Source organism: Sphingomonas oligophenolica, assembly GCF_039522915.1.
Taxonomy (GTDB): domain Bacteria; phylum Pseudomonadota; class Alphaproteobacteria; order Sphingomonadales; family Sphingomonadaceae; genus Sphingomonas; species Sphingomonas oligophenolica.
In genome coordinates this window covers 86,830-97,327 of record NZ_BAAAEH010000002.1, presented here as the reverse complement: position 1 = coordinate 97,327, position 10,498 = coordinate 86,830, and the positions used below count along the sequence as shown (strand labels likewise).

Sequence of the window (10,498 nt, the reverse complement as noted above, 5' to 3'; positions counted from 1 at the left end):
CGCAGCCCGTATCCCGCCGGCCGTTCGGCTGAAGATCCAGCGCATAGCTGCCGCCCTGCGCCGGCCGCGCGATCAGCCGGCCGAAATATGGCCTCGGCGTTAACCGTTCGCAGAGGCCCCGCTGCTAAGGGCAGGCGATGTCATCCGGGGCCCTTGCCGTTGAATCGGCACCGTCACAGGCGCGCGAGGGGCGCAACACGGGCATCGACGTGTTCCGCGGCATGCTCGTTCTCCTGGTCATCCTCGGCCATTTCTCCGAGCTCACCCAGCGTCAGAGCTTCGTGACATGGCTTGGCTTCGGCTTCCGCATGCCGCTCTTCATCGGCCTGACCGGCTATCTGTTCAATCTCGAGCAGGCCCGCTCGGCCTCCCTCCCTGCGCTGTTCCGCAAATATTATGGGCGGCTGATCCTGCCCTGGCTGGTCGCCTGCGCCGTCCATCTCACGATCGTCGGGGCGGTCACCTGGCGCACCCCGTTCGACATCCTCTTCAGGCCGCCCTTCCATCTCTGGTTCGTACCGGTGATGATGGCCTTCATCATCACGGCGCGCGGCTGCCGCCTCAGCCCGGGCGAGATGCTCGCGATCACCATTCCGACGAGCATCGCCGCCATGTATTTCTTCGGCGTCGGCTATAATATCGAGCAATATCAGGCCTGGGTGCCTGATCGTCGCTATCTCGTCTACCCGATCTATTTTGCCTTCGGGATGTGGATTGCGCGCCGGAAGTTCGATCCCTCGATGCTTCATGTGCCCCTGCTGCTCGCGCTGATCGGGCTGTTCTGGTGGTGCCGGCTTTACGGTCACCCCTCTCGGGACTCTGAAGTGGCGGCCGAGTTGATCCTGTGCATGCCGCTGATCGCGTTGCTGCCCCGGGTCAGGCGGCGGTTCGTAAACCTTCCGCTGATCGCGAGCATCGGCCGCGACAGCCTGTTCTTCTACCTCTGGCATCCGATCATGTTCGGCCTCTGGGCGAGCGCCGGCTTTTCCGGCCTTAGGCTGCTTGCCCTGGCGATGCTGTCGATCCTCCTGACCGCTGCGATCATCGCCAGGATACCGCGCCTGCGCGACATATTCGGGCTTCGTGCGCCCGATCCGTTCGGCGGCCCGGCACTGGTCAAGCCGCGCTTAGCGCCCGGGGTTGAGCGGGCCGGATGACGAGCACGCTGTCTCAATTGCTCCGCACCACGGCGCTGACCATCGCCTGGCTGATGGTGGCACCGTGCCTTGTCCTTCTGCTCTCGGCGATCGTGCCGGTCATTCCCTGGCTGCGCATCTATGCATCGAGCGTTGTGCCCAATCACACCTCGTGGTTCTTCCTGTGGGCGAATGCGGCGCTGATCGTCGGCCTGCTCGCCAACTCGCTTCAACGGACCCGGATTGCCATTTCCCTGGCCGCGACCTCGGCGATCACCGTGCTGGTGACGGCAGCGGTGATGCTCAACCTTCTCTATGTCGCCGAGAGCAATGGCGCGCAGATCGACCTTGTCCGTGCCTTGTCGTTGCGCGAACTCGACGAGGGCGCCGCGCCCGATGAAAGCCGGGTCTATGCGCGCCCGCAGGGCGAAGCGCTCACGCTCGACATCTACCATCCGCGCAACACCCGGCCCGATACGCTCAGCCCGGTCATGCTCATCGTCCATGGCGGTGGCTTCATCGAAGGCAGCCGCGCTTTCGGCGCGGCCAATCTTCGCTGGTATGCCGATCGGGGATGGACGGTCATCAGCATCGATTATCGGCTGGCGCGGCCGGGCCGCCCGACCTGGAACCTGGCCACGCGCGACGTTCAGTGCGCGCTTGCCTGGACTGCCGCCAACGCAGGCTCGCTCGGCATCGACATCAACCGGCTGACGCTGGGCGGCTCATCCGCGGGCGGCACGCTCGCCATGGCCGCGGCCTATTCGACCGACGCGAGTCCACCCGACCCGAGCTGCGGGCCCCGTCTGCCCCGCGTCACCGCCGTCGTCGTGAAGGTGCCGCTGATCGACGTTGCCGGCTCCTGGCACGAGGGCGGAGAGCTGGGCAACCTGCAGCGTACCTATCTCACCAGCTATCTCGGCGGATCGCCCGAACAATATCCGGATCGCTATGCAGCCGCCGATCTCAGCCGCGCCGTGCGGCCTGGCAACCCCCCGACGCTCATCCTCGGCGGCGCTTCCGATCCGATCGTGGCGCCACAGGGCGCGATCGAGTTCACCCGCCGGGCAAAAGCGGCCGGGCTCGAGGTCAGGCATATCCTGTTTCCCTATTCGGGGCATGATTTCAACACGAGCTTTGACGGCATCACCAACCAGGCACTGCTCCAGATCATCGCTCAATTCGCGAGCGATCACGACGGCGGGCAGATGGCATCGCGAAACGCGGAGACACCTCGGGTCGCAAGCGGCCTTTCCCGGGCGCGGGGCAGCTGATCGCGCGGCTGCGGGTCAGGCAATCTCGTAGACGCCGCCCGCCACCCCAGCCACGAACGCAGCCGGGTCTACCCCCGCCGCCGCCAGGGCAGCGGCCAGCGCGACACGCGGTTCCTCCCGTCCCTCGTCGGTCAGCTGGAAGGTGCCCCAGTGGATCCCGATCGCCCGCTTCGTCCCCGTATCGAGCATGATCCGGACCGCCTCTTCGGGGTTAACATGCTGCGCCGCCATGAACCAGCGCGGCTCATAGGCGCCGATCGGGATCAGCGAGATATCCGGCTCTCCATGGCGCGTGCGAAGATCGCTGAAGATCGCGCCGTCGCCATAACCGGTATCTCCCGCGAACCAGATCATGCCCACGCCCGTGCGGACGACATAGCCGCACCAGAGCACCATCCGCCTGTCTCGCACCCCGCGCGAGGACCAGTGATTGGCGGGCACGAAATGCGCCTCCGCGCCCCGTCCCAGGTCGACGGCGTCGCCCCAGTCCCCGGTTACGATCCGCGCTCCGGGCACCGCTGCCCGCACGATCGCATCATTGCCCAGCGGCATCACGAACAACGGCCGGTGCGCTGCCTGAAGCCGCTTCAGCGTCGCCAGGTCGAGATGGTCGTAATGATTGTGCGACAGCAGCACGACATGGATCGGCGGCAGTGCGCCAAAGACAATGCCCGGCGCCGTCACACGCCTGGGCCCCGCGAAACGCGTCGGGCTCGCCCGGTCCGACCAGACGGGATCAGTCAGCATGTTGAGCCCCGCTGCCTGGATGAGCAGCGTGGCGTGCCCTACCATCGTGATCCGCATTCCATCCACCCGCGCGTCCGGCAAGGCGGCCGTCACCGGCACTGATGGGGGCCAGACCGCCGGCCGCGACCCACGCTTCCAGCGCAGTACCTCGGCCAACGAGCGATCAGTCGCCGGCTGGCCCGGATTGAAGAAGCGCGTTCCGTCGAAATGGTCGCTCGGCGGGCCCTGATAATAGGGATTGATGGTCTTTTTCATGAGTCGAGATCGCCTGGATTGGATCGCGTGTAGAGCGTCCCGGCCGGCCCGGCGTCGGAGTCGATACTGGGCCGCGCCGGGCGGTCATTGCGCGGGCCGACTTCGCCGAGGGTGGTGGTTCCTGCGTTTCGCTCGATCGCCTCGTCACCGAAAAGATCCGGGCGATGCAATTCGAGCTGACCCTCGAAGACTGCGAAGCCGCGATACAGATAGCTCCAGTAGACGCGCCGGCGATCGGCGGTTTCCACGAAGGAATAGCCAGTCAGCGTGGTGCCTGTCCGCGCGATTTCGCCCCAGCGAAGTCGCGTCCGCGCGCGGCCGAGGGTCAGGCCGAACATGCGCGAGGGGCCCTCGATCGTCGCCTCTGTCCACACCACGTCGTGCCAGTGGGTCAGCGACGGCGCCATGAACAAGGCAAGTGCCCCACCGACCGCGAACAGGAGCGATCCGATGGCCACATCGCCAAACCAGATCCCCGTGCACCCGGCAGCCGAGAACAGCACTCCCGAAGCCGTCACGACAGCGGCCGACGCCTTGCCGGGAGTGATCCTGCCGCGGCCGTCACCCTGCTCAGCCGGCTTGCTGCGCCGGCTGAGCCAGCGCGGAATGGTGACGAATGTGACAATGGTGACAATGACCACTGCACTATGCGCAAGGCTCTGCACTGATCTTCCCCATAAGACGGCCCAGCCCACTCCTGCCCTGCCGATCGGAGATGCAGGGGTCAACATTCCATAATTCGCGGCGGGCTGACGCTATTGCCATGACACCCTGCTGAATGGCGGCCCGGACGGCCGATCAGCGGGCCGGGCCTTCGGGTTATCGAAAGCGATACGCGTTCGCCGCCGCTCCGGCTTGAGCGCCGAGCGAGCGATTCAAAATGGCGCCGAACCATGCCATCACGCCGCGCATGACAGCTTCCACCGACATTGCCTCGGGCGCAGCCCTGTCGAAAGTGCCCATCTGCGCCGGCGCCGGGCCTCGCCGTCACGCGTCCCGGCCCTCCCTGTTCTCTCCAACCGCCTCCCTGTTCCTGAATAGCAGGGAGAATGCCAATTATCTATTTGATATAAAGCAAGAATATTTCTATCAAAATAGCCCGGAACGACCGAAAAAAGAAAATCCTCCCTGTTCCTTCCCTGTTATTGCCCGGTAACAGGGAGAGAACGTGGCCGGTGACCATGCGCCTGGGTGCCTATACTGGGGCAATCCTTGGGAAATGCCGCGTTAATCATATGGACATTTCAGCCGTCACCCCACAGGAAAGGGCAGCGGCGAGCCGGAGGGGGCCGTCGCACCGGAAGGGGGGATATGATCATGATGAATTCGCGCTGCCTGCTCGTTCTTACGCTTGGGATGGTCGCGGCCCCGGTGGCTGCCTCCAACTATGTCGTCGTCCGCCGCGAGATCCTGGTCGAGCGCCCCGCCGAGAGCGTGTGGCAGCGGATCGGCAGCTATTGTGCGATCGGCGAGTGGCTCAAGGTCAAATGTACGATCGTTGCCGGCAATGGCGGCGTCGGCACGGTTCGCCAGCTCAACGGCGTCACCATCGAGCCGATGGTCGGCAGCACTGCGCTATCCTATACCTATGCCCAGACCGCGGGGACGATGGCGGCGCTCAATTATCACGGCACGCTCGCCGTCGAGCCGGTCGGCGCACGGCGATCGCGGATCGTCTACACGTTGGTCTACGACGCAGCGTCAATGACCACCGAGCAGCTCCGCAAGGCCCAGTTCGATCGAATCAGCGCCCGCTTCCAGGGCGCGATCGAGACGATGAAGGAACTCGCCGAGGCGCAGAAATAGCGGCAAGCCTCCCTCGCCTCCTGTTCAAAGCGATTTGACCATCGGGGTGCAGCCGACCCCGAGCTTGCGGCATGGCTCTCCGGTCCCTGCATAACCGAGAGCGCGGTAGAAATCGCGGGCGGTCGCCGTGCTGTCCAGCGTGCAGCGCGCATTGCCCTGGAGCCGCGCCACCTCCTCGAGCGCCTGCATCAGCGCCTTGCTCGCGCCCCTGAAGCGGGCGGCCGGCGCCACATAGTTGAGCAGGATCTCGCCGCCGCGCGTAATGCAGGCGGCCGCGACGACCGCGCCGGCATCGACCGCGACGAAGACCGCATTGTCGGGATTGGCGATCCACCGCGCGACATTTTCAGGCGTCTTGTTGGCCAGCCAGGACGCAAGAACCACTGGATCGCCGTGATGATCCGCACCGCACAGCGTGGTGATCGAGTCCCGCACGACGGCGCAGATCGCCGCCGCATCCTGCGGCGCCGCGCGGCGTATTGCGAGGGGAGCGGTTGCTGACCTGGTCGCCATGTCACGGGTCTATCCGCAGCCGGTCAGGTCGTAAACGGGAGCGAATGCTCCCGGACAAGCGAAGGGCGCCGTTCCCGGCGCCCTTCGTCGGAATTACTTCTTCTTCTCGGCCTTGGCGTCCATCGCATCGGCCTTGTTCTCGCCGGCAGCGCGGACTGCATCGGCCTTGTTCTCGACTGCATCCGCCTTGTTGTCGATCTTCGCCTCGACGGCAGCGCCGGCATTGTCCGCCATGTCGTGCATGTTGGCGGCATTGGCATCCATCGCGTCGGCCGTGTTGTCGGCTGCTGCGGCGACGTTTTCCGCGGCCGGTGTTTCGTGCTTGTTGCACGCCGAAAGCGCGAGAACGCCGACACCGGCGAGGAGCAGAAGTTTCTTGGTCATAAGCATCGTCCCCTTGTGCGGAACCCTCGACATCGACAGCACGATCCGAGGCCCGTTTGTGCGAAACCGCCGACCCGTCTGGAAAGATCCATGCGGCCCGCGACCGGCAGCGGTTTCAGGTTACCGGTCACGGGCGACTTTATTCAGCCAAACCGCGGGTTCGGCAAGCCCGAAACACAGCCGCCGGAATCGGGTCGGCCCGTCCCGATAAGCGTCCGCCTATTGAAGATCGCCTGTCGGCACGAGCCCTCTGGGCAATGGCGCCGCTCTCTGATAGCCAGTCGTTCCCTCTTCGTTCCTTGGATTCGTCATCAATGGCCAGACGAGGCGGCAGCGCCGATCTACCCCTTCATGGCGGCCGCGTGCCGCCCTGGCTGGGCGAGCGCATGGCCCGGCTCGGCGCCGTCATGGCCGAGGCGATCGTCCATCATTATGGCCGCGACGAGCTGCTGCGCCGCCTCGCCCACCCCTTCTGGTTCCAGTCGTTCGGCGCTGTGATGGGCATGGACTGGCATTCGTCGGGGATCACGACCAGCGTGATCGGCGCGCTCAAGCGGGGCCTCGCGCCCCTGTCGGGAGAACTCGGCATCCATGTCTGCGGGGGGCGCGGCAGGCAATCGCGCAAGACGCCGGGCGAGCTGGCCGCGATCGGCGACCGCACCGGCCTCGACGGCGCAGGCCTTGCGCGCACCAGCCGCCTCGTCGCCAAGGTCGACAGCGCCGCGGTGCAGGATGGGTTCGGCCTTTATCTCCACGGCTTCATCGTCACCGATGACGGCAATTGGGTCGTCGTCCAGCAAGGCATGAACGAGGCGCTGAAACAGGCGCGCCGCTATCACTGGTCGTCGGAGGGGCTCACCAGCTTCGTCGACGCGCCGCACGCGGCGATCGAGGGGCGCGGCGCGGGCGAGATCGTCAACCTCGCCGATACCCGCGCCGCCGCGTCGCGCGACCGCCAGCTCGACCTGCTGCGCGATCTCGGGCCCGACCGGATCGTCCGCGAGCTCGCCGTGATCGAGGCAAGGCCGGCGGCGGCGCAACCGATGCTGCCGCACCTCGTCCTGCCCGGCCATCACGACGTCCGCCCCGGCGACGTCATGATCCGCCGCCTCCACGGCACGCTCGCCGCCGCGGCCGAGCTGGGGCCGGTCGATTTCCCCGAATTGCTGCTGGTGCCGGGTGTGGGCGCGCGCACCGCCCGCTCGCTGGCGATGGTGGCTGAGGTGATCCATGGGGCGCCCTGCCGCTTCGCCGACCCGGCGCGCTTCTCGCTCGCGCATGGCGGCAAGGATCGTCATCCCTATCCCGTGCCGACCAAAGTCTATGACCGGACAATCGCGGTGATGAAGGCGGCGGTGTCGAGCGCGAAGCTCGGCAACGAGGAGAAGCTCGGCGCGATCCGCCGGCTCGATGCCGAGTCGCGCCGGCTGGAGCGCGAGGCCACCGGCCCGTCGCTCCCCGCCTTCGTCGCCGAGGAGCGGCAGCGCTCGCATGACTATCGCGGCCGGAGCGTGCTCGGCTGGGAGCCGCCGCCCGGAGTCGCAAAAGCCGGCTAGGAAAGCGCGTCAGGCCGGGTGAAGGCACGCCGCGATCGCCTCGATCACGCGCTTGGTTTCTTCGACATCGCGGACCTTCACGCTGTCCACGCCCGCCGCCTTGACCGGATAGTCGTTGCCGCCCGGGAAGATCGCATCGCCGAGGAACAGCATGTCGCCGAGGCCGAGCCCGGTCGCCTCGGCAAGCCGGTGGACGGCATAGCCCTTGTCGACCCCCTTGCGGGTGATGTCGACCGACGAGGAGCCGCCGATGTTGATCGCAAAGCCGGGCAGCGCGGGATCGAGGATCGCCTTCAGCGCCTTGCGCTTGGCCGCGTCCGGGTCCCAATTGCCCTTCACCGACAAGGGCGCCTCCTGGCCGAGCGCCGAGAAGGTGATCTGGCTGCCGCGATCCTCGATCTGCTCACCATAGGTCTTCTCGATCTTGAGGCCGGACTGTTTCACCGCGGCCTGCAGGCTGGCGAGGATCGTCGCCCGCTCCTCGTTCGAGAAGAGATCGGCATAGATCCGCTTCCACGCGCCATCCTCATAGCGGTAGAGCTTGGTGCCGGTGGTCGGCATCACCAGGAAGTTCTCGAGCACCGCCCCCACGGGCAACTGCCCGACGAGCTGCTTCTCGAACTGCGGCCAGTCGCCGCCCGATATCACCGTGACCAGCGCGACCTGAGTCAGCCGGGCGAGCAGACTGCCCATCTCGGCATCGATCGCCTGTTTGCTTTCGGCAAGCGTGCCATCGAGATCGAACGCGATCAGCTTCTTCATGCAAGTCTCCGTTGGGATGCGGTTTCATGGGTCACTTGAAAAACAGGCGCAACCGGCGTAGCGGCCGCGCTCGCCGATTGTTCCAACGACTGACCCGGAAAGGAGTGTTCCCATGCGCATTGCACCCGCAACCAGCCAGACCATTTCCCTATTCCGTCCTGTTCAGGAACAAATTGCATGGGCAAGTCCTGCAAGGGCGAGTTCGCTCGCCTGACCCTCTGCCGCAGCCGAGTGGCTGCGGTCTCACCTGCTTTCCTCGCTCGAGCCGCGTCATCCTCTCGATGGCCTGTACCCAGCGCACTTCCCCTCGTTTCCGGGGAGGTTCGTCATGCGTATTGAAGACGCTCCCATTCGCATCATTGCGTCGGATGCGAGCTGGATCGATCCGGTCGCGGTCGAGCAGCTTCGCCAGACGGCCGCGCTCGAGGGGATCGACGCGATCGTCGGGCTGCCCGACCTCCATGCCGGCCGCGGCATTGCCGTCGGCGCTGCCTTCTGGTCGCGGTCGCATGTCCACCCACATCTCGTCGGCAGCGACATCGGTTGCGGCATGGCCTTGTGGGAGACCGAGACGCCGCTCCGCAAGTTCAGGCTCGACGCCGCCGACCGCAAGCTGCGCGGGCTCGAAGAGCCGTGGGAAGGCGACCACGCCGCGTGCCTGGCCAAAGCCGGCCTGCCTGCGTCGCTGATGGGCGATGCGCTCGGCAGCATCGGCGGCGGCAACCACTTCGCCGAGATGCTCTGCATCGACAGCGTGTGCGACGACGAGGCGTTCGCATCGCTGGGCCTCGATACGGCGCGCGTCCATCTCATGATCCATAGCGGCTCGCGCGGCCTCGGCGCCGCGATCCTCGACGAACAGCTTGCCCGGCGGAATGTGAGCCCGCTGAAGGCAGGCGACGATGCCTGCGCCGCCTATCTTGCCAGGCATGACGAAGCGATCGGCTGGGCAGTGCTGAACCGCGAGATCATCGCGCGGCGCTTCTTCGAGCGGCTGGGGATGAAGGGCCGACGGCTGCTCGACATCTGCCACAACAGCGTGACCGCGGATCGCGGCGGCTGGCTGCATCGCAAGGGCGCAGCGCCCGCCGATCACGGCCCGATCGTCATTCCCGGCTCGCGCGGCGACCTCACCTATCTCGTCCGGCCGAGGCCTGAGCATGCTGAGGAGGCGCTGCAGTCGCTGGCGCATGGCGCAGGCCGAAAATGGAGCCGGAGCGAGGCGCGCGACAAATTGCGGCGTCGCTTCACGGTCGCCGAGCTCGAACGGACCAGGCTCGGCAGCCGCGTGATCTGCGAGGATCGCGAACTGATCTACGAGGAGGCGCCGCAGGCGTACAAGGACATCCGCCAGGTGGTCGCCGATCTCGACCGTGCCGGCCTGATCACGATCGTCGCGGCGCTCCGGCCGCTGATCACCTACAAGACGAGACGGGCATGAGCGAGATCATCCTCCACATCTCCTCCGGCCAGGGACCGGAAGAATGCGCATGGGTCGTCGCCCAGCTCGCCGGCGTCTTCGCCGCGGAAGCAGCGGCCCAGGGGCTGATGTGCGAGCCGGTCGAGCCGGTCACCGGCCCTTGCGCCTCGGCCCTGTTGCGCTTGAGCGGCGACGACGTCCATGCCTTCGTCCAGGCGCGAACGGGCACGATCCGCTGGATCGGCACCAGCCCCTTCCGCCCCTTGCACAGGCGCCGCAACTGGTTCGTGGCGGTGAAGCCGGCCCCCACCGCCGAGGACGCCCTCGACTTCAGCGATGCCGATGTCCGCTATGAAACCCTGCGCGCTTCGGGCCCGGGCGGGCAGCATGTCAACAAGACCGACAGCGCCGTCCGGGCGACTCATGTGCCGACCGGGCTTGCCGCCTTCTCGCAGGACCAGCGCTCGCAATTCGCCAACAAGAAGATCGCCCGGCTGAAGCTCGCGATGCTCTTCGACGAGCGCCGCCACCGGGGCGCGGAAGACGCCAAGCGGGCGCTGTGGAGCCAGAACCACGCGCTCGAACGCGGCAAGGCGGTGCTGACTTACGAGGGAGTGGCGTTCAGAAGCCGGTGACCTGTTGCCG

General features: G+C 66.4%; 12 protein-coding genes. 7 read left to right on the top strand and 5 right to left on the bottom strand.

Features of this window, described 5'->3' with window-relative positions:
• Positions 1-137: 137 nt before the first annotated feature.
• Complete coding sequence (locus ABD050_RS00730) at positions 138-1,157, top strand: acyltransferase family protein (RefSeq protein ID WP_343887193.1); 1,020 nt, start codon at positions 138-140, stop codon at positions 1,155-1,157.
• Complete coding sequence (locus ABD050_RS00725) at positions 1,154-2,410, top strand: alpha/beta hydrolase (RefSeq protein ID WP_343887192.1); 1,257 nt, start codon at positions 1,154-1,156, stop codon at positions 2,408-2,410. Before ABD050_RS00730 ends, ABD050_RS00725 begins: the two co-directional genes overlap by 4 nt.
• 15 nt (positions 2,411-2,425) lie before the next feature.
• Here ABD050_RS00725 and ABD050_RS00720 read toward each other — a convergent pair whose 3' ends face one another.
• Both ABD050_RS00720 and ABD050_RS00715 read right to left on the bottom strand, forming a co-directional pair.
• Entirely contained in the window at positions 2,426-3,412 is a 987-nt protein-coding gene (locus ABD050_RS00720; protein WP_343887191.1) for an MBL fold metallo-hydrolase, read from the bottom strand.
• On the bottom strand, positions 3,409-4,077 hold the full coding sequence (locus ABD050_RS00715; RefSeq protein WP_343887190.1) for a hypothetical protein: 669 nt from the start codon (positions 4,075-4,077) through the stop codon (positions 3,409-3,411). Before ABD050_RS00715 ends, ABD050_RS00720 begins: the two co-directional genes overlap by 4 nt.
• A 215-nt stretch (positions 4,078-4,292) precedes the next feature.
• Here ABD050_RS00715 and ABD050_RS00710 point away from each other — a divergent pair, with 215 nt between their 5' ends.
• Both ABD050_RS00710 and ABD050_RS00705 read left to right on the top strand, forming a co-directional pair.
• The gene (locus ABD050_RS00710; protein ID WP_343887189.1) at positions 4,293-4,568 is read left to right on the top strand and encodes a hypothetical protein; all 276 of its coding nucleotides are present in this window, start codon (positions 4,293-4,295) and stop codon (positions 4,566-4,568) included.
• A 161-nt stretch (positions 4,569-4,729) separates the two neighbouring features.
• Entirely contained in the window at positions 4,730-5,218 is a 489-nt protein-coding gene (locus tag ABD050_RS00705; protein WP_343887188.1) for an SRPBCC family protein, read from the top strand.
• A gap of 24 nt (positions 5,219-5,242) precedes the next feature.
• On the opposite strand, the gene ABD050_RS00700 is transcribed toward ABD050_RS00705, so the two are convergent.
• Positions 5,243-5,731: a GNAT family N-acetyltransferase gene (locus ABD050_RS00700; RefSeq protein ID WP_343887187.1), complete on the bottom strand. Its 489-nt coding sequence runs from the start codon at positions 5,729-5,731 to the stop codon at positions 5,243-5,245.
• Between the two features lie 93 nt (positions 5,732-5,824).
• The gene (locus ABD050_RS00695) at positions 5,825-6,115 is read right to left on the bottom strand and encodes a hypothetical protein (RefSeq protein WP_343887186.1); all 291 of its coding nucleotides are present in this window, start codon (positions 6,113-6,115) and stop codon (positions 5,825-5,827) included.
• Positions 6,116-6,429: 314 nt separating this feature from the next.
• On the opposite strand from ABD050_RS00695, the gene ABD050_RS00690 reads away from it, so the two are divergent.
• Positions 6,430-7,671, top strand: coding sequence for a DUF763 domain-containing protein (locus ABD050_RS00690; protein WP_343887185.1), 1,242 nt, complete (start codon positions 6,430-6,432; stop codon positions 7,669-7,671).
• A 9-nt stretch (positions 7,672-7,680) separates the two neighbouring features.
• Here ABD050_RS00690 and ABD050_RS00685 read toward each other — a convergent pair whose 3' ends face one another.
• Entirely contained in the window at positions 7,681-8,433 is a 753-nt protein-coding gene (locus ABD050_RS00685; protein ID WP_343887184.1) for an HAD-IIB family hydrolase, read from the bottom strand.
• A 328-nt stretch (positions 8,434-8,761) separates the two neighbouring features.
• On the opposite strand from ABD050_RS00685, the gene ABD050_RS00680 reads away from it, so the two are divergent.
• Both ABD050_RS00680 and prfH read left to right on the top strand, forming a co-directional pair.
• Positions 8,762-9,874 carry an RNA ligase RtcB family protein gene (locus ABD050_RS00680; RefSeq protein WP_343887183.1) on the top strand — a complete coding sequence of 371 codons (1,113 nt, stop codon included), beginning with the start codon at positions 8,762-8,764 and terminating at the stop codon, positions 9,872-9,874.
• The gene (gene prfH, locus ABD050_RS00675; RefSeq protein ID WP_343887182.1) at positions 9,871-10,488 is read left to right on the top strand and encodes a peptide chain release factor H; all 618 of its coding nucleotides are present in this window, start codon (positions 9,871-9,873) and stop codon (positions 10,486-10,488) included. The genes ABD050_RS00680 and prfH overlap by 4 nt, the downstream gene beginning before the upstream one ends.
• Positions 10,489-10,498: the final 10 nt, after the last annotated feature.

What these genes read in the sequence shown, in the direction of transcription:
- ABD050_RS00685 (WP_343887184.1), bottom strand. Translation starts at nt 8,433, where the DNA reads ATGAAGAAGCTGATCGCGTTCGATCTCGATGGCACGCTTGCCGAAAGC.
- ABD050_RS00700 (WP_343887187.1), bottom strand. Translation starts at nt 5,731, where the DNA reads ATGGCGACCAGGTCAGCAACCGCTCCCCTCGCAATACGCCGCGCGGCG.
- ABD050_RS00725 (WP_343887192.1), top strand. Translation starts at nt 1,154, where the DNA reads ATGACGAGCACGCTGTCTCAATTGCTCCGCACCACGGCGCTGACCATC.
- ABD050_RS00710 (WP_343887189.1), top strand. Translation starts at nt 4,293, where the DNA reads ATGGCGCCGAACCATGCCATCACGCCGCGCATGACAGCTTCCACCGAC.
- prfH (WP_343887182.1), top strand. Translation starts at nt 9,871, where the DNA reads ATGAGCGAGATCATCCTCCACATCTCCTCCGGCCAGGGACCGGAAGAA.
- ABD050_RS00695 (WP_343887186.1), bottom strand. Translation starts at nt 6,115, where the DNA reads ATGACCAAGAAACTTCTGCTCCTCGCCGGTGTCGGCGTTCTCGCGCTT.
- ABD050_RS00705 (WP_343887188.1), top strand. Translation starts at nt 4,730, where the DNA reads ATGATGAATTCGCGCTGCCTGCTCGTTCTTACGCTTGGGATGGTCGCG.
- ABD050_RS00690 (WP_343887185.1), top strand. Translation starts at nt 6,430, where the DNA reads ATGGCCAGACGAGGCGGCAGCGCCGATCTACCCCTTCATGGCGGCCGC.
- ABD050_RS00720 (WP_343887191.1), bottom strand. Translation starts at nt 3,412, where the DNA reads ATGAAAAAGACCATCAATCCCTATTATCAGGGCCCGCCGAGCGACCAT.
- ABD050_RS00680 (WP_343887183.1), top strand. Translation starts at nt 8,762, where the DNA reads ATGCGTATTGAAGACGCTCCCATTCGCATCATTGCGTCGGATGCGAGC.
- ABD050_RS00730 (WP_343887193.1), top strand. Translation starts at nt 138, where the DNA reads ATGTCATCCGGGGCCCTTGCCGTTGAATCGGCACCGTCACAGGCGCGC.